Genomic DNA, 21357 nt, shown 5'->3' with positions numbered 1-21357 from the left:
CAATAGGAGTCGGAAAGCAAAAGCCCGCTCTCAAGCGGGCTTTTGTGTCTGCGCCGAACCGCTGACCGGTCAAGCGCCTGAACGGCACCGCCTCACTCAGGCGGCATCCACCCAGAGCTTCTGATCGGCCAGCATCTTGGCAATGACCGCGCCATCGCTCACACCCGCAGCCAGACCATAGTCTGTTCGCAGATTGACGCCTTGCAGCAGGATTTCCTGGTTGATGGTGCCGTGGCCATTGACCAGATCGCCGTTCACGCTGATCTGGATGAGGGTGTCGGCGCCAGTGGTTTCGAAATGCAGGTACTGCGAAAGGTTGCTGGTGCCACCGTCCGTGTGCTCGCCTTGCAGCAGGTCACGCAGGTCCAGCACATCGCCACCGGCGGCGTGAGGCTGCAAATCGAAGTCTTGGATGCGGTCTGCCGTGACCTTGCCGGACACCACGTCGCTCAAGCGCCAGGCGAATACGTCGGCACCGTCACCCCCAACCAGGAGGTCATCGCCTTGCCCACCGATCAGCAGATCGTCCCCCGCCAGCCCGAACAGCATATCGGAACCGGCCTGACCGAGCACCTCATCGGCATCGACCGTGCCGGTGACCACGCGGCCTTCGTTGTCCGTGATGGCGACGTCGTTCCAGTTGACGGGGTTGATCACATCCCCCGCCACCACGGTGGCATGCAGGCGGAGGTACTCCACGGGTTCGACCGTGGCGTCATCCACTGTGGCGACGCGCACTTCGATTCGGGTGTCCCCGGGCTGGAAGCTGAGCGGGCCGGTCACGGCTTCCCACTGCTGGGTCGCGCCGTTGAAAAACTCGAGGTGGTTCGAGGCGTCCACACCCGGCTGAGCTGCGTCTGCGGGTGTGCCGCCGGCCTGCAGGTCCAGCGAGACCGACACCACGTCTGCAGCGGCGGCCGTCAGGTTCACCGTGAAGTGAGCCGCCTGACCTTCGATGGCGTCGGTGCTGTAGACCACCATGTACGGCTTGTCGTTGTCGGTGATGGCCGTGTCGTTGTGGGACTCAGTGTTGACGGTGGCGCCACTGATGACCGTGGCGTGCAACTGAATGTATTCAGTGCCCTCGATTTCGCTGTCGTCCACCGTGGCCACACGCACCTGGATTTGGGTCTGGCCTGCGGCCAGCGTCAGGTCGCCGGTGACGTCGGTCCACTGTTGGGTCGCCGTGTTGAAGTATTGGAGCGGGCCGGTGGTGTCGACGTCGACCTGGGCTGCGTCCACCGGGTCAGAGCCGTTCAACAAGGCAAGGCGCACAGTGACGGGATCGGGTGAAGGCTGGGTCAGGTTGACGGTGAAACCGGCGTGTTGACCCTCGGTGGTGTTCTCACCGTACACGATCAGGTAAGGCTTGTCGTTGTCGGTGATGGCCGTGTCGCTCCAGTTCACACTGTTGACGGTTTCACCGCCGGTGACGGTGGCACGCAACTGGATGAACTCCACGCCTTCGACTTCGCTGTCGTCCACGGTGGCAACGCGAACCCGGATCGCAGTTTGCCCTGTGGCAAAGGTCAAATCACCGGTGACGGCGGCCCACTGCTGGGTCGCCGTGTTGAAGTATTCAAGGGCCGTGGCGGTGTCAACGCCCGGTTGTGCGGCGTCCACGGGGTCGGTCCCGGGCAACAGGTCCAGCCGGACGGTCACAGGACTGGTCGGCGCCTGGGTGAGGCTGACGGTGAACTCCACCGGCTGGCCTTCGACCGCATCCGTGCCAAACACCGCCAGAAAAGGCAGACTGGCCGGTGGCACAGGCTGCTGCGGCGGCAATGGAGCATCGGGCGCAGCGGTGGTGAGCGCGCGCTGGTCGGTGAAGGTCTCGGGGCGGGGGGCGCTCGGGTCTTCCTGGGTGTTGGCCCCTGAGGCAAAAGCCTGCGGCACAACGGCTTCGTTGACGCGGTCTACGCGCAAACCTTCACCCAGTGAGGTGCTTCCGCCACCGGTCAAACCGGCTGCAGGCGCATCCTCTTCCGTTGCCGGGGCGTTCAGATTGGCAATGGCCTGATCGACCTCTGCAGCCACCGCTGCGGCGCGCGCCGCAGGCGCCGGTGTGGTCTCCAGCACCTCGCCGTTGGGGCCCAGGATGGCCTGCCCAGCCGGGAGGCTGTCACCCACTTTCACAGCAACCAGATCGCCTTGCGGAGATCGGACGAAGGCTTCACCCCGAACGGCGGTGACGATACCAGCAGACACGGCGAGGATCGACATAGGGCGACTCGTAACAAGAGTGTTCAACACTTGTCACTTTAGGGTGAGTTCACGCCAAACGGGTGCAAACCGCCCCCCCTGACCGCAGGGTCGAGCCGTGTGAATGGTCTCGCTTTTCCGATGTTCCCGGAAGTCGATCCTAGCAATAACCCGACTCAGCGGGTGGCGCGCATCAACAGGCGATCGATGTAGCCTTGGCCGTCAAACGGGCGGCCCGAGCGCTGCGCTTCCCAGACCATTTCGCCCAGGGCTTCCATGGCGACGTGGTGGGCTTCGTGCAGGGAGTTGAGCCGATGCGCCAGGCGCTCGATGGCGGCCTTGACGCCGCGCGGCTGGTCGATGCTGACCTGTTCGGTGATCGACAGGTGCATGGACAGGTGCAGGAAGGGGTTGGTGCGCCCCTCCTCCACGGTGTAGACGGCGGCGATGGCCGCGTCTACGTCAGACAGGTCCTGATGGTATTCAGGGTGCTCGATCATCCAGTCGGTGGCTTGCGCCTCCAACGGGGTGAGCGGCTGGCCAGCCAGGTGCTTGGCCCAGGCCTCACAGAAGAAACGACGAACCTGTTCCTGGCTGGGGGCAAACATGGTGGATCAGACGCCCAGCAGTTCGACTTCAAACATCAGGGTGGCGTTGCCGGGGATGACGCCGCCAGCGCCGCGGGCACCGTAGCCCAGCTCAGCCGGGATCACCAGGATGCGGGTGCCGCCGACCTTCATGCCTTGCACGCCTTCGTCCCAGCCGCGGATCACGTGACCGGCTCCCAGGGGGAAAGCGAAGGGGTCGTTGCGGTCCTTGCTGGAGTCGAACTTGGCACCCTTGACGCCGTTCTGGTACAGCCAGCCGGTGTAGTGCACGGACACGTAGGCGCCGGCCTTGGCTTCAGCGCCGCTACCGACGGTAACGTCTTCGTATTGCAGACCGGAGGTGGTGGTGACGACAGCCATGGCGTGTCCTTTCTGAGTGAGGCGAATGAAAAAGAGGCCAGAGTCTAACCTCTGGCCTCATGCCCTTGCCGGGGGTCAGATTTGCGCGCGCTCAAATCGACATGAGCTGGCGCACGCCATCGGCGGCCATGTTCTCGCCACGGCCTTGCTGGATGATCTCGCCGCGCTCCATGACAAGGTACTGGTCGGCCAGCTCTTCGGCGAAATCGTAGAACTGCTCGACCAGCACGACGGCCATCTTCTGGCCATTGAGCCCTTCGTCGGCCAGCTTGCGGATGGCGCGGCCGATGTCCTTGATGATGCTGGGCTGGATGCCCTCGGTGGGCTCGTCCAGGATCAACAGCTTGGGGCCGGCGGCCAGGGCGCGGGCAATGGCGAGCTGCTGCTGTTGCCCACCGGAGAGATCGCCGCCCCGGCGGTGCAGCATCTGCTTGAGCACCGGAAAGAGCTCGAACAGCTGCTCGGGCAGTGGCGTGCCGCCCGGCTTGCTGGCCAGGCCCATTTGCAGGTTTTCGGCCACGGTGAGGCGCCCGAAAATCTCCCGTCCTTGGGGCACGTAGCCCACGCCCAGGCGCACGCGCTCGTAGGGCTTGGTGCCGTTGATGGACTGACCATCCAGGCGGATGTCACCCGACTTGATGGGCACCAGGCCCATCAGGCTCTTGAGCAGCGTGGTCTTGCCCACGCCATTGCGGCCGAGCACCACGGTGACCTCGCCGAGCTTGGCCTCGAAATCCAGGCCACGCAGGATGTGCGAGCCCCCGTAGTACTGATTGACGCTTTCAACCTTCAACATGCTGACTGTTCCTTCGCGTGGGTCGCTGCACGGATGCCGTGTTCAGCGCCCCAGATAGACTTCGACGACCTTGTCGTTGGCCTGCACTTCGGCCAGCGTGCCTTCGGCCAGCACCGAGCCTTCGTGCAACACGGTGACCTTCTTCTTGGCCGCGTTGGCGCCCTGAGTGGTGAGCTCGTGGATGAACTTCATGTCGTGCTCGACCACCACCAGAGAATGCGCGCCTTCGAGCGACAGGAAGAGCTCGGCGGTGCGCTCGGTTTCTTCGTCGGTCATGCCGGCCACGGGCTCGTCCAGCAAGAGCAGCTTGGGGTCCTGCATCAGCAGCATGCCGATCTCCAGCCATTGCTTTTGGCCGTGGGACAGCAGACCCGCGGTGCGCTGGGCGTGGTCCTTGAGGTGGATGAGCTCCAGCATGGCGCCGATGCGGTCCAGCTGGGGGCCGCTGAGCTTGAAGAACACCGAGGCACGTGCGCGACGGTCGGCCTTGAGGGCCAGCTCCAGGTTCTCGAACACGGTGAGGTATTCGAACACCGTGGGCTTTTGAAACTTGCGGCCGATGCCGCGCTGGGCGATTTCACTTTCGCGCAGGCTCAGCAGGTCGATGGTGGAGCCGAAAAAGGCGGTGCCGCTGTCGGGTCGGGTCTTGCCGGTGATGACGTCCATCATCGTGGTCTTGCCGGCGCCGTTGGGGCCGATGATGCAGCGCATCTCGCCCACCGAGATGTCCAGGCACAGCTTGTTAAGGGCCTTGAAGCCATCGAAGCTGACTTCGATGTCGTCCAGGTAGAGGATGGAACCGTGGGTGAGGTCGAGCTGGCCGGGCTGGACGACGCGGCCGTAAGCGGCTTCTCGGCCGCCAGACTCGCCACCGGTTGCGGGACGCGCTTGGGCGCGGGCCAGGGCTTGGGTGCCCTCTTCCATCAGGTCGGGTGTCATGCCTTCACCTCGGACTTCTTGTTGAGCAACTTCTTGACGCCACCGACGATGCCGTCGGGCAGGAACAGGGTCACGGCGATGAACAGGGCGCCGAGGAAATACAGCCAGAACTCGGGGAAGGCCACGGTGAACCAGCTCTTGGCACCGTTGACGAAGAAGGCGCCGATGATCGGGCCGATCAGGGTGGCGCGACCGCCCACGGCCGTCCAGATCGCCATCTCGATGCCGGCGGCGGCCGACATTTCGCTGGGGTTGATGATGCCGACCTGGGGCACGTAGAGGGCACCGGCGATGCCGCACATCACGGCCGACAGGGTCCAGATGCCGAGCTTGTAGGCCAGCGGGTTGTAGCCACAGAACATGACGCGGTTCTCGGCATCACGGATGGCTTGCAGCACGCGGCCGAACTTGGTGTGAACCAACCAGCGCGCCATCAGGAAGAAGCCGATGAGCGTGAGGCCGGTGAGCACGAACAGCACCATGCGGGTGGACGGCTGGGCGATGGGGATGTTCAGGATGCGCTTGAAGTCGGTGAAGCCGTTATTGCCGCCAAAGCCCGTTTCGTTGCGGAAGAAGAGCAGCATGGCCGCATAGGTCATCGCCTGGGTGATGATGGAAAAGTACACCCCCTTGATGCGCGAGCGGAAGGCGAAGTAACCAAAGATGAAGGCGATCAGGCCGGGCACCAGGACGACCAGAGCCATCTGACCGATGAAGGAGTCGCTGAGGGTCCAGTGCCAGGGCACTTCTTTCCAGTCGAGGAAGACCATGAAGTCGGGGATGTCGGCGCCATAGCTGCCGTCACGGCCGATCTGGCGCATCAGGTACATCCCCATGGCATAGCCGCCCAGCGCGAAGAACAGGCCATGCCCCAGCGACAGGATGCCGGTGTAGCCCCAGATCAGGTCCATGGCCAGCGCGCAGATGGCGTAGCACATGATCTTGCCGACGAGGGACAAGGCGTAGTCGGACAGGTGGAAGGCCGAGTCGGCCGGGACCAGCAGGTTGAGCACAGGCGCCAGGATCAACACCGCGAGCACGGCCGCCATGACGGCCGCCCACCCCTTGGTGCCCAGCATCAACCCGCCTTTGGGTTGGAAGAAAGCAGAACTGGTCATAGATGTCATCGTTCGTACGTCGTGAAAACGTGTCGGGGGTGGCTCAAGCCTCTCGGCCCTTGATGGCGAACAGGCCTTGGGGACGCTTCTGGATGAAGATCACCACGATGACCAGCACCAGGATCTTGGCGAGCACGGCGCCCGTCCATCCTTCGAGGAACTTGTTGACCATGCCCAGGCCAAGCGCGGCGTACACGGTGCCGGCAATCTGCCCGACGCCACCCAGCACCACGACCATGAAGGAGTCAACGATGTAGCTTTGGCCCAGGTCCGGCCCCACGTTGCCGATCTGCGAGAGCGCACAGCCGGCCAGGCCTGCAATGCCGGCGCCCAGCGAGAACGCCAGGGTGTCCACCCGCGCGGTGTTCACGCCCATGCACGAGGCCATCGGGCGGTTCTGGGTGACGCTGCGCACAAACAGGCCCATGCGGGTCTTGGCGATCAGCAGGGTCATGCCCACGAGCACCAGCGCGGCGAACACGATGATGGCCAAGCGGTTGTAGGGCAAGGTCAGGTTGCTGAGCACGTCGAAGCCGCCCGACATCCAGTTGGGGTTCTCAACCTGCACGTTCTGGGCGCCGAACACGGTGCGCACCAGTTGCATCAACACCAGGCTGATGCCCCAGGAGGCCAGCAGGGTCTCCAGCGGGCGGCCGTAGAGGAAGCGGAACACGCTGCGCTCCAGGATGGCGCCCATCAGGGCGGCGGCCAGGAATGACGCGGGCACGGCCAGCAGCAGGTACCAGTCAAACAGCTCAGGCAGGTATTGGCGAAACAGGTTCTGGATGACGAAGGTGGCGTAGGCGCCGATCATCATCAGCTCGCCGTGGGCCATGTTGATGACGCCCATCAGGCCATAGGTGATGGCCAGGCCCAACGCAGCCAGCAGCAGGATGGAGCCCAGGCTGATGCCGGTGAAAACCACGCCGGCGTGCTCGCCCCACTCCAGCTTGCTGGTGACCTTGCTCAGCGCGGCCTGCAAAGCGGCTTGCACCTGTGGGTCGGTTTCTTCGCCGCTGTTGAGGCGTTCCATGAGCAGGCCGCGGGACTCGGGGCTTGCGTCGGCAGCCAAGGCTTCGGCGGCTTCCAGGCGACGTGCCGGGGTGCTGGCAGCGAGCAAGGCCTTGGTACGGGCCATCTGGAGTTGTTTACGCAGCGTCTTGTCGGCTTCAGCGGCCAGGGCCTGGTCGATGAGGGGCAGCCGAGATTCGTCGGCGGCATTGGCCAGCGCTTTGATGGCTTCGGCGCGCAGGTCGGGGTCAGGGGAAGCCAGGTTGGCCGCGGCCAGCACGGCTTCGATCTCGCTGCTCATGCGGTTGCTGTTGACCACGTCCTCGGCGTCATCAGGCAAAGTCGCAGCCTGGCCGGTGACGGCGTCCACCGTCTGACCGTCGTCCTGGATGATGTAAGCGCGCTCGGCGGTCACCTTGACCGCATCGTCCAGCATCGCCTTGAGGAAGGGCGTCAACGCCGGGTCATGGGTGGCGGACAGCTTCTTGAGCGTGTCGATGCGCGCATCGTTGTCGCCCGCGGCCAGCGCGTGGGCGTCTTGCGGGGTCAGGGCGTGAGCGGCGGGTGCCCAGGCGCCGAGGCTCAGGCTCAGCGCCAGGCCCAAGGCTGTCAGCCAGGATCTTGTGTTCACAGGCATGTCCTGCTCGTTTCGTGTGTGTGCGGTAAAAAAATGGCCCCGTCGGGCTACCCGAACGGGGCCAACCGCTCTGCTCCAAAGTCAGCCCGCCATGACGAGGGTGGGCGCCCGTGGATCAAACCGGGGCTTTACTTGGCTTCCGGCTCGTCCTTCTTCTTGTCGTTGCCCGGGATGTAGGGGCTCCAAGGTTGAGCCTTGACCGGGCCCGGGGTCTTCCACACGACCTTGAACTGGCCGTCGGCTTTCACTTCGCCGATGAACACCGGCTTGTGCAGGTGGTGGTTCTTCTCATCCATCTTGGACATGAAGCCGCCCGGTGCCGGGAAGGTCTGGCCGGCCATGGCCTTGATGACCTTGTCGGTGTCGGTGCTGCCGGCCTTCTTGACGGCCTGTGCCCACATGTTGATGCCGATGTAGGTGGCTTCCATCGGGTCGTTGGTCAGGGGCTTGTCCTTGTGACCGGCGATGTTCTTGGCCTTGGCGTAAGCCGACCACTTCTTGATGAACTCGGCATTGGTCGGGTTCTTGATGGACATGAAGTAGTTCCAGGCAGCCAGGTGGCCGACCAGAGGCTTGGTGTCCACGCCACGCAGCTCTTCTTCACCCACCGAGAAGGCGACCACCGGCACGTCCTTGGCCTTCAGGCCTTGGTTGCCCAGCTCCTTGTAGAACGGCACGTTGGAGTCACCGTTGATGGTGGAGACCACGGCCGTCTTCTTGCCTTCGGACGAGAACTTCTTGATCTTGGCAATGATGGTCTGGTAGTCGGCGTGACCGAAGGGGGTGTACTCCTCCAGGATGTCGGCGTCGGCCACGCCCTTGGACTTCAGAAAGGCGCGCAGGATCTTGTTGGTAGTGCGCGGATACACGTAGTCGGTGCCCAGCAGCACAAAGCGCTTGGCCGAGCCGCCGTCCTTGCTCATCAGGTACTCCACCGCAGGGATGGCCTGCTGGTTGGGCGCGGCACCGGTGTAGAACACGTTCTTCTCCAGCTCTTCACCCTCGTACTGCACGGGGTAGAACAGCAGGCCGTTGTTCTCCTTGTAGACCGGCAACACCGACTTGCGCGACACCGAGGTCCAGCAGCCGAAGGTCACAGCCACCTTGTCTTGCGTCAGCAGCTGCTTGGCCTTTTCGGCAAACAGCGGCCAGTTGGAAGCGGGGTCCACCACCACGGGTTCGAGCTTCTTGCCCAGCAGGCCGCCCTTGGCGTTGATCTCGTCGATCGCCATCAGGACGGTGTCCTTCAGCACGGTTTCCGAGATGGCCATGGTGCCCGACAGCGAGTGCAGCACGCCAACCTTGATGGTGTCAGCGGCCTGAGCCATGGAACTGAGGGCCAGACCTGCGACGCCCAAGGCGACGGCAGACAGGGACTGAACGGCACTGCGACGGGTGAGTTTCATGGGTGAGCACTCCTAAGAAGCGTTGGGTTGGGGTTGACTGAATCGATGAATTCAGTGTGCCCAGCCCCCGCATTCCGAGAAATACGCCACATGGCGTATCGGGAGGCACCAACCGCCCACCCGAGCGCGCCCGCCCCTCACGCTGTCAGCGTTTGATCCCCAGATCGGCCCGTGTGTCACTGCGAGCCACGCTTTTCGCATCGGGCGCGGTACCCAGCACACGGTCAGCAAGACCGCGTGAGACGCCCCACCACAGGCGCTCGTTGCGGAAGTGGTGATGGCGGTGCGCCAGCACGCGCTGCTCGTAATAGGCCAACCGGGGACGCCAGCTTATGTGGGCCAGGTAATGCACCCACTCGTAATGCAAAGCCTGAACCAGAAAGCTCAAATAGCAGGTTAGCAAAGGCGCACGCCAGCCCTCGGCCAGCCACAGCCCCAGAGCCATGGGGCCCAGCGCCCAGGCGAAGACATGTTTCGGCACAAAGGTCCAATACAGGTTCCAAGGCTCTGCGTGGTGGCGGCGATGCGTCTGAGGCAGGTAGAAGTCGATAGTGAATCGGCCCACGCGCAGCGGACGGAAGTGCAGCACAAACACGTGGATGCACCACTCAATGAAGGGAAAGATGGCCCACACAGCCACCACGATCACCACATCGAGCCAACTCCAGCCTCCCGCCGTGCCGCGTAAAACCGCCGCAAGCACCGCCAGTGCGATCAACCACTGGGGGCTGTGATGCGTCAGGAACACCCGCCAGGCCTGCGACCAGGTCGCGGGGGAGTCGGCCGGTGGCCGCATCGGGTTGTCGCGAACCGTGGCTTGGGCCGTCGGCATGTCCGAATCGGTCGTGTGTGAAGGGTTCATCGTGTCTCCTGATGGAATAGCTTTTCGACCGCACGCTGCCCGAGGCGGATGTGGCGTCCAGCCGCCTCCCGTGCCGCCTTGGGGTCACGGGAACGCATCGCATGGGTGATGGCTTCAAACCCGGCAAGGTCCTGAAATTCTTCTGCGAGCACGAACGTGAGTGCATGCCAGGCCTTGATGTAGCTCTTGCGCAAGGCGTTGAACGACAGCCGAAACGCCACGTTGTCGCAGATCACCACCACGCTTTGCCAATACGCCAGCGCCAGATGCTGCAAGCCAGGCAGGTCGCTTTGACGCTCGCGCATGTCCGCACACAGCGCCTCGAGCGCAACGACGCCATCGGGCGTGATCCGATCAGCGGCCGCAAACGCCATTTCGGGAGCCAATACCGTGCGCATGACCATCAGGTCTAGCACCGCCTTGGGATTGAACCCGCCTTGCTGATCCACCAGCAGAGACGGCAACAACTCGGGCCCCGCCTCTTGCAGAAAGTCGAGTACCTCGTGGTTACCGCCCTGGCGCACGGCCAGGAGGCCTGCTTGTTGAAGGCGCTTGACGGCTTCACGCACCGCACCGCGATTGATGCCTGTCTCCTCGCTGAGCACGCGCTCCGAAGGCAAGCGATCCCCCGTCTGATAGACGCCAAAGATGATCCGGTCTTTGAGCTGCGTGTACAGCGCTTCAGACAGCGATTGGCGATGGATGGGGTCAAACAGATCCGGCTTACTCATATGCTTATCATACCAGTTTGACAGAAAGCCGGATTGGGCGATGCCGCACGGCAGACCAGAGTACCGAAGCAGTTAGACTGGCACCACACCGCGCACCATGACCGAAGACGTTCACATCCACACCAACCGTCAGACCAGATCGCTGACGCTCTCCACCACCCTGATCCAGAGCTGCATGAGCCTGGCGAACCCCGATGAGCTGGTGCTGGACTACACCCGCGCGATGATGGGTTTTCTCTTGTTGAGCCCCGCGCCACGGTCGGTGCTGATGATCGGATTGGGAGGCGGTGCGCTGCACAAGTACATCCACAAACACCTGCCCGAAACCGACCTGACCACGGTGGAGATCAACCCCCGCGTCATTGAGCTGCGACAGGACTTCTGCATCCCGCCAGATGACGAACGCTCACGCATCGTGTGTGCCGATGGGGCCGCGTTTCTGGCCAAGCCCACGCATCAGTTCGACGTCATCCTCGTCGACGGCTTCACGGGCGAGGGCATCCCGGACGCGCTGTGTTCACCCGGCTTTTACCGACGCGTGAAGGCGGCCCTGGCTCACCAGGGGGTGATGGTGGCCAATGTGCAGGCCGACACGGCGCAGACCCTCGAAATTCACAAGCGTGTGGGCAGGGTGTTTGAGGGGGCGATGCTGTCGTTCGAGTCGGACGAGGGGGGCAATGACATCGTCCTGGCAGGGCAAGGCGAGGCCTTCACGCAGGCCGCTCAGGAGTTTGAGACACGCTGGCAGGCTCTGCCTGAGGTGCACCAGACGACGCTGGCCGCGACCTCCACCCGCCTTCAGCGGGCGCTGGTCAAAGGTCTTCGCCCTCTCACCTCGCCTTGAGCTGCCCTACCCGACTCAAGGCCAGCCCCGCCGCCGCCGTGCGGGTCTCAACCCCCATCTTGGCGAACACACTCTCGAGCTGTTTTTTGACGGTGGCCGGGCTGCTGCCCAGGATGTCGCCAATGTCGCGGTTGGTCTTGCCCTTGACGACCCAGTACAGCACCTCACCTTCGCGGGCAGTGAGCTTGAAGGTCTGACTCAGGGCCTCCATGGCAGCCTGGTCTGAGCTTTCCTGCATGACCAGCAACCATTCGTCGTCGCCCGTGGGTTGGTGCAGGGTGAAGCGCAGACAGCTGTGCCCCTGGTTCACCGTCCAACTGGGCGCTTGGGCAGGCGCATCGCCCTGTCCGGCCTGCGCCTGCTGGCGCGACACGGCGAGCCGCAACCAGTCCAGCAACTCGGGCGGGGCCACGGCCTCTGGGGTGTCAAAGTAGCGCTGCAACAGCTTGCGCGCCAAAGGGGTTTGCCACAGCACCTTGCCTTCGCGCAGGTGCACGGTGAGCGAGGCGTGGCCAAAAGCATCGAGCGCATTGCGCGCCTGGCTCGACTGCCTTGCCGCATGCATGTGCGACTCGATGCGGGCCAGCACCTCGCGCGGGCGGATGGGCTTGACCACGTAGTCCACCCCACCGGCCGAAAAAGCCGCCACCACATGTTCGGTTTCGGTCAGCCCCGTCATGAACACGATGGGGATGTGACTGGTGTCGGGCTGCGCCTTGAGGCGTCGCGCCACCTCGAAGCCGTCCATGCCCGGCATGACAGCGTCCAGCAGGATGATGTCGGGCACCGCCTGGCTGGCGCGCTGCAGGGCCGCTTCGCCGTGGGTGGCCACCAGCACGGTATAGCCCCCATCATCCAGGGCGTCGTGCAGCAGGGACAGGTTGTCCGGCACATCGTCCACGATGAGCACGACGTCGGTGCGGCTGCGGTCAAGTCGGTCGAACATGGGATGGTCGTTCATCGTTTTCAAAGAGCGGGCACGGCCGTTGGGGCCGGGCTGTCTGAGGTAGGTGGAGACTGGCTCGGGGGCTGAGCTTGGGCCAGCGCCTCTTCGATCAACTTGGCCATGGCATCCAGGTGAAACTGCCGGGCCAGGGTGCGCATGCGTTGCACGAAGGGCTCACAGTGCGGCTCGTCCGCGGCAATCTGGTCCAGCGCCTTGTGGACACCCCTGACGTAACCGGCATGGATCTGATCTTCCAGTCGGTGCAAGGCGGCCTCAGACGGGTAGGCGGTGGCCGCACCGGCAGGCGCCGACAAGCTGGTGACTTCGGCGGGGCGCTCGGCGACGATCCAGTCCAGTTGCAACTGCCGCCCCAGCCAATCCAGCAGTTCGGCCACGCGCACGGGCTTGACGATGAAGTCATCGGGGGTGATACCGACGTCGTTGTCCAGGGCCTTGTCAAAGGCGTTGGCCGACACGATGGCAGCCGGCGCAGTGCTGAGGCCTTCGGTGCGGATGGCGCGCAAGGTGCCCCAGCCGTCCAGGCCGGGCATGGCCAGGTCCATGAACAACGCGTGGGGCTGCAGTGAAAGCGGCGTTTGTCGCAGGTGCGCCAGGCAATCCAGTCCGGAAGCCAGCGGCGTTACCTCAAAGCCCAAGGGGCTCAGGATGCGCACCAGCAGGCCACGGTCGGCCTCTTCGTTGTCGACCACCCAGATGCGGCGGCGCTCGCCGGCATAGCCGGTGCGCTGTCCCTGCATCACGCGTTGCGCCACGTCCGAGGCACGCACCTGGGGCAGGAACAGGCGGATGCGGAAGGTGGTGCCCACGCCCTCCTGGCTGCTGACCCGCATCTCGCCGCCCATCAGGTCGGTCAACATCTTGCTGATGGTCAGGCCCAGGCCGGTCCCACTGGCCGCGTTACCAGCCGCCGACGAGCCGCGCGCAAACGGTTCGAACACCTTGTCCAGCTCACTTTGCGCGATGCCGGGACCTGTGTCGGTGATCTCGATCAGCGCGATCTCGCGGGCGTAGCGCACCTTGAAGGTCACCTGCCCCACGGTGGTGAACTTGACGGCGTTGCCCAGCACATTGAGCAGGATCTGGCGCACGCGGCGCTCGTCGGCGCGCACGGCATCGGGCAGATTGCGCTCGATGTCGGCCACGAAGCGCAGGTGCTTGGCGCGGGCCTCGTGCTCGATCAGGCCGGTGATCTGCTGCAGCAATTCGTCCAGTCGCACGGGCTTGACGTCCAGCGAGAGCTTGCCGCTTTCGATGCGGGCAATGTCCAGCGTGCCCTCGATGAGCGACAAGAGGTGATCCCCTCCCCGCTTGATGACGCCGACGGCGTGCTTCACGTGTTCGGGCAGGTGGTGGTCTTCGTCGAGCAACTGGGCGTAGCCCAGGATGCCGTTGAGCGGTGTGCGCAGTTCGTGGCTGATGGTGGAGATGTAGCGGCTCTTGGCCTGGTTGGCCTGATCGGCCGTCTGCTTGGCCTGCTGCAGCTTGTCGTCGGTGATGCGGTGCAGCTCAATCTCACGCACCAGCAGATGGGTCTGACGGTTCGACTCCTCTTGCGCCACCTGTCGGCTCTTGTGCGTGAGCACCAACCACCAGCCCACCACCCCGATGATCAGCAGCAAGGCTGCAAAGACCTTGACGAAGGCCGACTCGAGCATGGCTGCGGTGGCCACCGTCGAGCCCAGGTCCAGCACCACCATGTCGCGGACCTGTTGCTGGTAGACCAGGCCAAAGACGCCCGCCAGCAGCGGGGTGAGCACCAGCATGATCAAGAGGAACTGGCCCAGTTCGGTGTCCACCCTGCGCCACACGAAGGCCGGTACCACGGCCCGGCCGATGTTGCGCCACTGCTCAGCCCAGCGGGCCGAGGCGGGCTTGCACAGGTCCTGACAACGCGCGTCCAGCGAGCAGCACAGCGAGCAGATGAAGCCCTGGTAGGCAGGGCAATGGGCCACGTCGTCGGCCTCGTACTCGCGTTCGCACACGGTACAGCGGTGCAAGGCCTTGAGGCGGATGGCGCGGCTCAAGGGCTGGCCAGCCTCGGTGTCAGCCTGCTGAACCGAACATGACGACACGCCGCAACTCGTCGCGCAGGAAACTGCCCCCTCAGGGGCCGTCGCCGCCTCCGGCTGACGCGCCAGGTAATAGCGCCCCTGCGTGGCCCAGGCGATGAGCGGCGAGGTCGTGAACGCCACCACCATGGCCAGCACGGCAGAGAAGGCCTGGGCCAGCTCCCCCAGCCATCCCACATAGGCCATCACCGACACCAGCGAGGCCAGGCCCATCGCCCCCACGCCCACCGGATTGATGTCATACAGATAGGCGCGCTTGAACTCGATGCCCTTGGGCGACCAGCCCATCGGCTTGTTCACCACCAGGTCGGCCACCACGGCCATCATCCAGGCGATGGCAATGTTGGAATAGAGCCCCAGCACCTTGCCCAAGGCCTGAAACAGGTTCAACTCCATCAACAGCAGAGCGATCAGCGCATTGAAGACCACCCACACCACCCGCCCGGGATGGCTGTGCGTGAGCCGCGCAAAGAAGTTGGACCACGCCAGTGAGCCAGCGTACGCGTTGGTGACGTTGATCTTGATCTGCGAGATCACCACGAACACGGCCACGGCGCCGATCGCCCACGAGGGCGAGGAGAAGATCTTCTCCCACGCCACCAGGTACATCTGGTTCGGGTCCACCGCGCGCGCCACCGGGATGGCGTAGCTCATGGCCAACCACGCCAGCAGCGCCCCACCCAGCATCTTCAACACGCCCAGGATGACCCAGCCCGGCCCGCCCACGAACACCGCCGCCCACCAGCGGCCCGCGCGCTCGGGGCGCTTTTCAGGCATGAAGCGCAGGTAATCGGCCTGTTCGCCCATCTGCGTGATCAGGGCAATGCCCACCGTCAGCGCCGAGCCAAAGGCCAGCACATTGAACTCTCCATAGGCGCCCGTCGCCCCGGGGTAGGCGGCCAGATCCTGCAAGATGGTCGGGTGCTCGCGGAACACCACGATGAAGGGCAGCACCAGCATCACCAGCCAGATCGGCTGGGTGATCAACTGCAGGCGGCTGATGATCGTCACCCCGTGGGTCACCAAGGGCACCACCACCAGCGCGCAGATCAGATAGCCCCAGGCCGGCGGGATGTCGAACGCCAACTCCAGGGCGTAGGCCATCACGGCCGCCTCCAGCGCAAAGAAGATGAAGGTGAAGGACGCGTAGATCAGCGAGGTGATGGTGGAGCCGATGTAGCCAAAGCCTGCCCCACGCGTGAGCAGGTCCATGTCCAGCCCATGCCGCGCGGCGTACACGCTGATGGGCCAGCCCACCAGCAAGATGATGAGGCCGGTGGCCAAAATGGCCCAGAACGCGTTGATGAAACCGTGGTCCACCAACAGCGTGGCGCCCACCGCCTCCAGCACCAGGAAGGACGCCACACCAAAGGCCGTGTTGGCCACCCTCGCCTCGCTCCAGCGGCGTGCAGAACGCGGCGTGAAGCGCAGCGCGTAATCCTCCAGGGTTTCGGACGCCACCCAGCTGTTGTAGTCCCGACGCACCTTCACCACGCGTTGCAAAGCCTCGCTGGCGGGGTCGATGGTGTGGGGCAGGTCTGGGTCTTGCATGGTGAGGGTTCAATCCGTACCCTGACACCGCAATTTCGATGCCGCCGGTACGCGGCCCCCTTGACCGGCCTTGAGCCTTGGCCCTGACACGACACCATGGAACTGACGCCACGCGAAAAAGACAAGCTGCTGATCTTCACCGCCGCCCTGCTGGCCGAGCGGCGCAAGGCCCGCGGCCTCAAGCTGAACTACCCCGAGGCAGTGGCCCTGATCTCGGCGGCCATCATGGAAGGCGCCCGCGACGGCAAGAGCGTCGCCGCCCTCATGAGCGAAGGCAAAACAGTGCTGAGCCGCGACGATGTGATGGACGGCGTGGCCGACATGATCCCCGACATCCAGATCGAAGCCACCTTTCCGGACGGCACCAAATTGGTGACCGTGCACCAACCCATTGCGTAACCCCATTCAAGGCACCAACATGAAGCACAACACGCTGATCACCACCCTGGCCGCCCTGCTGAGCACCGGCGCCGCCCACGCCCACGAAGGCCACGGCCTGCCCGGCATCTCCCACTGGCACAGCACCGACGTGCTGGGCTTCATCGCCGTGGCCGCCCTGGTGGCCGGCGTGATCTGGTTCAAGGGCCGCAAATGATGTCGGACCGCGTCACGCCAGGCGAGTTGCTGATCGACGGTCCCGACCTGCCCATCAACCCCGGCCGCCGCACCCTGACGCTGGTGGTGGAGAACGCGGGCGACCGCCCCATCCAGGTGGGCTCGCACTATCACTTTGCGGAGACCAACGGCGCGCTGCGTTTTGACCGCCCTGCGGCTCAGGGCATGCGCCTGAACATCGCCTCCGGCACGGCCGTGCGCTTTGAGCCCGGCCAGCAACGCACGGTCGAGTTGGTGGACTACGCCGGCGCGCGCATGGTCTACGGCTTTCGAGGCCTGACCCAAGGCCCGCTCTGACGCCCAGCCCGCCCCTCTCGCATCACCGGAATCTCAAGAAGGACACGCCAAGATGGCAAGCATCCAGCGCCGCGCCTACGCGGAAATGTTCGGCCCCACCGTGGGCGACCGCCTTCGCCTGGCCGACACCAATCTGATCCTCGAAGTCGAGCAGGACTACGCCCTGCGGGCCGGCGGCTACGGCGAAGAAGTGAAGTTCGGGGGCGGCAAAACCATCCGCGACGGCATGGGCCAAAGCCAGGTCTGCAACGGCCCCGGCGCCATGGAAGCCGCCGACTGCGTGCTGACCAACGCCCTCATCCTGGATCACTGGGGCATCGTCAAGGCCGATATCGGCATCAAGGCCGGCCGCATCGTCAAGATCGGCAAGGCCGGCAACCCTGACGTGCAACCGGGCGTGGACATCGTCATCGGCCCCGGTACCGAAATCGTCGCGGCCGAGGGCATGATCGTCACCGCCGGTGGCATCGACACCCACATCCACTTCATCTGCCCGCAGCAGATCGAAGAAGCCCTGAGCAGCGGCGTGACCACCATGATCGGGGGCGGCACCGGCCCGGCCACGGGCACTTTCGCCACCACCTGCACGCCCGGCCCGGACAACATCGCGATGATGCTCAAGGCCGCTGAAGCCTTCCCGATGAACCTGGGCTTTTTGGGCAAGGGCAACGCCAGCCAGCCCGAGGCGCTGCGCCAACAGGTGAACGCCGGGGTGATCGGCCTGAAGTTGCACGAGGACTGGGGCACGACGCCGGCCGCCATCGACACCTGCCTGAGCGTGGCCGAAGAGACGGACATCCAGGTCGCCATCCACTCCGACACGCTCAACGAATCGGGCTTTGTGGAAGACACCGTGGCCGCCTTCAAGGGCCGCACCATCCACAGCTTCCACACCGAAGGCGCGGGCGGCGGCCATGCGCCCGACATCATGAAGGTGGTGGGCGAGCTCAATGTGTTGCCGTCTTCGACCAATCCGACGCGGCCCTTCACGGTCAACACCATCGACGAGCACCTCGACATGCTCATGGTGTGCCACCACCTGGACGCGTCGATTGCCGAAGACCTGGCCTTTGCCGAAAGCCGCATCCGCCGCGAGACCATCGCTGCCGAAGACATCCTGCACGACCTCGGCGCCATCAGCATGTTCTCGTCCGACTCGCAGGCCATGGGCCGCGTCGGCGAGGTCATCTTGCGCACTTGGCAGACCGCCCACAAGATGAAGGCGCAACGCGGCAAGCTGCCCGGCGACAGCGACCGCCACGACAACGCCCGCATCAAGCGCTACGTGGCCAAGTACACCATCAACCCGGCGCTGGCCCACGGCGTGGCGCACGAGGTGGGCAGCATCGAGGAAGGCAAATGGGCCGATTTGGTGATCTGGCGCCCCGCATTCTTCGGCGTCAAGCCCAGCATCATCATGAAGGGTGGCTTCATCGCAGCTGCGGCCATGGGCGACCCGAACGCCTCCATCCCCACGCCGCAGCCGGTGCATTACCGCCCGATGTTCGGCGCCTTTGGCGGAGCCGTGGCGCGTACCTCGCTCACCTTCATGAGCCAGGCCGCCATCGCCGCCGGCATGCCGCAGCAATACGGGCTGTCCAAGCAGATCGTGGCCGTGAAGGGTTGCCGCAGCGTCAAGAAAACGGATATGGTGCACAACAGCTACCTGCCCACCATGGAGATCGACGCCCAAACCTACCAGGTGCGTGCCGATGGCAAGTTGCTGACCTGCGAGCCAGCCGTCAGCCTGCCATTGGCGCAGCGTTACTTCCTGTTCTGATCCAGCCCGGTCAATCGTGTCAATCCAATGACAACTTCGTGACGCATCCATGAACCACATCTTGTTCGGGGATCGTTCACGAAGCGCCGAAGCTGACACATTCCTTTCGTGATGGACAAGGAAGATGGCGACGGCCGTGCTGCGCTGGAGCGCAGGTGGGCCATCGTCATGAACGGGATGGGAGGCGCCCACATGACGGGCTCATGCCGCCCCCCGCAACAGGATTCCCGTGCATTTCTTCGTTCGACTCCGTGACTGGAAGGTCGGCACCCGCCTGGCTTTCGGCTTTGGCCTGATCCTCACCCTGTTGTGCGTCGTCGCGCTGCTGGGCATGCTCGGCATCGAGCGCAGTCGCTCACTCCACCACGTCTTTGAAGAAGCCTTGGTCGTGCGACAACAAGGCAACCAGGTCAACACCCTGCTTCAGCAAGACCTGGTCAAAACGCAGGCCATCATCCGCTCCGCCGGCATGCCTGAAGTCGTTGAACGCTTCAAACCCGAGTTGTTGGCCACTGACCAGACCATTGCACAAGTGCTCAAAAAGCTGGCAGACAACCCCGTGGCGGCCGTGCAGACCTCAGCCGAAGCGCTGCACGCCCAGCATCAGCGCTACCTCGGCACCCGTAACGAGGTGCTGGATCTGGTGGAAACCGGGCAAACCATGCAGGCCACCGAAAAGGAAAACCTGGCGCTGCTGCCCGCGGCTGCCGCGGTGAAGAGCCAAAGCGACAAGCTCCTGCAAAGTGTCGAGCAGCACACCAGCAACGCTCAAGCGAATTTTGCCAACACCACGGCCACCGCGCAGTGGCTGATCGGCACCCTGACCGTGATCACATTGGTGCTGGGCACCGCATGGGCCTGGTTCATCGCCCGCTCAGTGAGCCGCCCAGCCCTGGCCGCCATGCAGGTCAGCGAAGCGATTGCCGAAGGCCGCCTGTCGCACTCGGTGAACGTCGAAGCCGGTCAGGATGAACTGGGCCGCATGCTGACCTCCATGCGCCGCATGCGCACCAACCTGCTGCAACTCACCGGCGAGGTGCGAGACCAGTCTGAACAACTGGCTGTCACCTCCCATCAGGTCGCCACCGACGCCAGCCACCTGTCACGCAGCTCGCAAGAGCATGCCAGCGAGCTGGCCCAATCGCGCCAGGCCCTGCAACAGATCGAGGTTGACATCTCCGACAACCTGTCGCGCACCCACCAGGCCAGCCAACTGGCCTCCACCGCGCGCCAAGTGGCCCAGGAGGGACGCAGCTCCATGACCCGCGTGATCGACACCATGCGTGGCATCCACACGTCCAGCAAGCGCATGAGTGACATCATCGGCGTCATCGACGGCATTGCCTTCCAGACGAACATCCTGGCCTTGAACGCCGCCGTGGAAGCGGCGCGGGCGGGCGAGCAAGGCCGCGGCTTTGCGGTGGTGGCCTCTGAAGTACGCTCACTGGCGCAACGCTCGGCCAACGCTGCCCGCGAAATCAAACAGCTCATTGTGGACAGCGCCAACCGGGTCACAGAAGGGGCCGAACTGGTGGAGCAGACCGGCAACACCATCCACACCTTGCAAAACACCATCGACGAGGTGGCCCAGCTCATCACGCACCTGACGCACACCAGCCAGGAGCATGCCCAAGGCATTGGCTCGGTGCGTGAGACGGTGCACCGCCTGGACGAGGCCACTCAGCAGAACATGGTGCTGATGGCGCAAAGCACGGAAGCCGCAGAAGGCTTGAAGTCTCAGGCCGATCGCCTGCTGGCCTCCGTGTCCTTCTTCCAACTGAGCCCCTCCGGCACCTGAGGTCAGCACGGGGTCGCTACACTTTGCGGATTCACCTGAAGTGCAAAGCGAGCCCCCATGCTGACCGTCAACAAGCTCCTCCCCCAGGGCCAAGGCCTGGCCCCCGTGCTGCTCAAGCGCGCCGCCACCGTGCAACTGGACTGGGACGTGCGCCAGAAAAGCCGTTTCGATGCGGTGGACAGCCAAGGCCGCAGCCTGGGGGTGTTCCTGGCCCGTGGGACGGTGGTACGTGGAGGCGATGTGCTGGTTGCCGAAGACGGCAGCATGATCCGCGTGGAAGCGGCGCCCCAGAACGTGCTCGTCATCACTCCGTGCAGCGAGCATGGCTCCCCCTTTGACCTGATGCGTGCCGCCTACCACCTGGGCAACCGCCACGTGCAAATCGAGCTGCAGCCCGAGCACCTGAAGATCGAGCCCGATCATGTGCTGGCCGACATGCTGCGCGCCATGCACCTGACGGTGCGCGACGCCCTGGTTGCGTTTGAACCCGAGGGCGGCGCCTATGCTGCGGGTGGGCATGGTCACAGCCATGACCACGCGCACCACGGCCACGACCATGGGCATGAACACGCTCACGCCCATGAGCACGGCGAAGCCGGCCACGTTCACGGCCCTGGCTGCGGACATGACCATGGCACCCCGGCGGCCGCCACACCCGCCGCGCCCACCTCGCGCGGCAAGCCCATCGGCATCGCCATCAAGGCCGCACCGGTGCCCCATGTGCACGGCCCCGGCTGCGGACACGACCACTGACCGAACGCGAACC

The 21357-nt window shown here is 64.4% G+C and carries 19 protein-coding genes; 7 read left to right on the top strand and 12 right to left on the bottom strand.

Annotation, left to right across the window (positions count from 1 at the left end):
- Positions 1-96 precede the first annotated feature (96 nt).
- From AC3WW4_RS08720 to AC3WW4_RS08675, 10 genes are all read right to left on the bottom strand, one after another.
- Positions 97-2223 (bottom strand): type I secretion C-terminal target domain-containing protein, encoded by a 2127-nt coding sequence (locus AC3WW4_RS08720; protein ID WP_488828011.1) that lies wholly within the window; start codon positions 2221-2223, stop codon positions 97-99.
- A 155-nt stretch (positions 2224-2378) separates the two neighbouring features.
- Complete coding sequence (locus AC3WW4_RS08715) at positions 2379-2810, bottom strand: DUF1841 family protein (RefSeq protein ID WP_488828010.1); 432 nt, start codon at positions 2808-2810, stop codon at positions 2379-2381.
- A gap of 6 nt (positions 2811-2816) precedes the next feature.
- A complete protein-coding gene (locus AC3WW4_RS08710) occupies positions 2817-3170 on the bottom strand; it encodes an FKBP-type peptidyl-prolyl cis-trans isomerase (protein ID WP_488828009.1) in 354 nt (117 codons plus the stop codon).
- A 91-nt stretch (positions 3171-3261) separates the two neighbouring features.
- Complete coding sequence (gene urtE, locus AC3WW4_RS08705) at positions 3262-3966, bottom strand: urea ABC transporter ATP-binding subunit UrtE (protein ID WP_488828008.1); 705 nt, start codon at positions 3964-3966, stop codon at positions 3262-3264.
- A gap of 42 nt (positions 3967-4008) precedes the next feature.
- A complete protein-coding gene (gene urtD, locus AC3WW4_RS08700) occupies positions 4009-4905 on the bottom strand; it encodes an urea ABC transporter ATP-binding protein UrtD (protein WP_488828007.1) in 897 nt (298 codons plus the stop codon).
- Complete coding sequence (urtC, locus tag AC3WW4_RS08695; protein ID WP_488828005.1) at positions 4902-6023, bottom strand: urea ABC transporter permease subunit UrtC; 1122 nt, start codon at positions 6021-6023, stop codon at positions 4902-4904. Before urtC ends, urtD begins: the two co-directional genes overlap by 4 nt.
- Positions 6024-6066: 43 nt before the next feature.
- Positions 6067-7671 carry an urea ABC transporter permease subunit UrtB gene (urtB, locus tag AC3WW4_RS08690; protein ID WP_488828004.1) on the bottom strand — a complete coding sequence of 535 codons (1605 nt, stop codon included), beginning with the start codon at positions 7669-7671 and terminating at the stop codon, positions 6067-6069.
- Positions 7672-7799: 128 nt separating this feature from the next.
- A complete protein-coding gene (urtA, locus tag AC3WW4_RS08685; protein ID WP_488828003.1) occupies positions 7800-9077 on the bottom strand; it encodes an urea ABC transporter substrate-binding protein in 1278 nt (425 codons plus the stop codon).
- A gap of 145 nt (positions 9078-9222) precedes the next feature.
- Entirely contained in the window at positions 9223-9939 is a 717-nt protein-coding gene (locus tag AC3WW4_RS08680; RefSeq protein WP_488828002.1) for a sterol desaturase family protein, read from the bottom strand.
- On the bottom strand, positions 9936-10670 hold the full coding sequence (locus AC3WW4_RS08675; protein WP_488828001.1) for a FadR/GntR family transcriptional regulator: 735 nt from the start codon (positions 10668-10670) through the stop codon (positions 9936-9938). The genes AC3WW4_RS08680 and AC3WW4_RS08675 overlap by 4 nt, the downstream gene beginning before the upstream one ends.
- A 97-nt stretch (positions 10671-10767) precedes the next feature.
- Between AC3WW4_RS08675 and AC3WW4_RS08670 the strand changes: the two genes are divergently transcribed.
- Positions 10768-11514 (top strand): fused MFS/spermidine synthase, encoded by a 747-nt coding sequence (locus tag AC3WW4_RS08670; protein WP_488828000.1) that lies wholly within the window; start codon positions 10768-10770, stop codon positions 11512-11514.
- Here the strand turns inward: AC3WW4_RS08670 and AC3WW4_RS08665 are convergent.
- Positions 11501-12460, bottom strand: coding sequence for a response regulator (locus AC3WW4_RS08665; RefSeq protein WP_488827999.1), 960 nt, complete (start codon positions 12458-12460; stop codon positions 11501-11503). The two genes, AC3WW4_RS08670 and AC3WW4_RS08665, sit on opposite strands and share 14 nt — an antisense overlap.
- Positions 12461-12480: 20 nt before the next feature.
- Positions 12481-16101: a hybrid sensor histidine kinase/response regulator gene (locus tag AC3WW4_RS08660; RefSeq protein ID WP_488827998.1), complete on the bottom strand. Its 3621-nt coding sequence runs from the start codon at positions 16099-16101 to the stop codon at positions 12481-12483.
- A 96-nt stretch (positions 16102-16197) separates the two neighbouring features.
- Here AC3WW4_RS08660 and ureA point away from each other — a divergent pair, with 96 nt between their 5' ends.
- The 6 genes from ureA to ureE all read left to right on the top strand — a co-directional run bounded on the left by ureA (position 16198) and on the right by ureE (position 21344).
- The gene (ureA, locus tag AC3WW4_RS08655) at positions 16198-16500 is read left to right on the top strand and encodes an urease subunit gamma (RefSeq protein WP_320362474.1); all 303 of its coding nucleotides are present in this window, start codon (positions 16198-16200) and stop codon (positions 16498-16500) included.
- 19 nt (positions 16501-16519) lie between these two features.
- Positions 16520-16696, top strand: coding sequence for a hypothetical protein (locus AC3WW4_RS08650; RefSeq protein WP_339582868.1), 177 nt, complete (start codon positions 16520-16522; stop codon positions 16694-16696).
- Positions 16693-17013 carry an urease subunit beta gene (locus tag AC3WW4_RS08645; protein WP_488827996.1) on the top strand — a complete coding sequence of 107 codons (321 nt, stop codon included), beginning with the start codon at positions 16693-16695 and terminating at the stop codon, positions 17011-17013. Before AC3WW4_RS08650 ends, AC3WW4_RS08645 begins: the two co-directional genes overlap by 4 nt.
- A 52-nt stretch (positions 17014-17065) precedes the next feature.
- Positions 17066-18793 (top strand): urease subunit alpha, encoded by a 1728-nt coding sequence (gene ureC, locus AC3WW4_RS08640; RefSeq protein ID WP_488827995.1) that lies wholly within the window; start codon positions 17066-17068, stop codon positions 18791-18793.
- 229 nt (positions 18794-19022) lie between these two features.
- Positions 19023-20591, top strand: coding sequence for a methyl-accepting chemotaxis protein (locus tag AC3WW4_RS08635; protein ID WP_488827994.1), 1569 nt, complete (start codon positions 19023-19025; stop codon positions 20589-20591).
- A 57-nt stretch (positions 20592-20648) separates the two neighbouring features.
- Positions 20649-21344 (top strand): urease accessory protein UreE, encoded by a 696-nt coding sequence (gene ureE, locus AC3WW4_RS08630; RefSeq protein WP_488827993.1) that lies wholly within the window; start codon positions 20649-20651, stop codon positions 21342-21344.
- Positions 21345-21357: the final 13 nt, after the last annotated feature.

It is taken from the genome of Aquabacterium sp. TM01 (genome assembly GCF_057808345.1).
The sequence above is the reverse complement of the archived record's forward strand: the minus strand, read 5'-3'. Positions and strand labels throughout refer to the sequence as shown.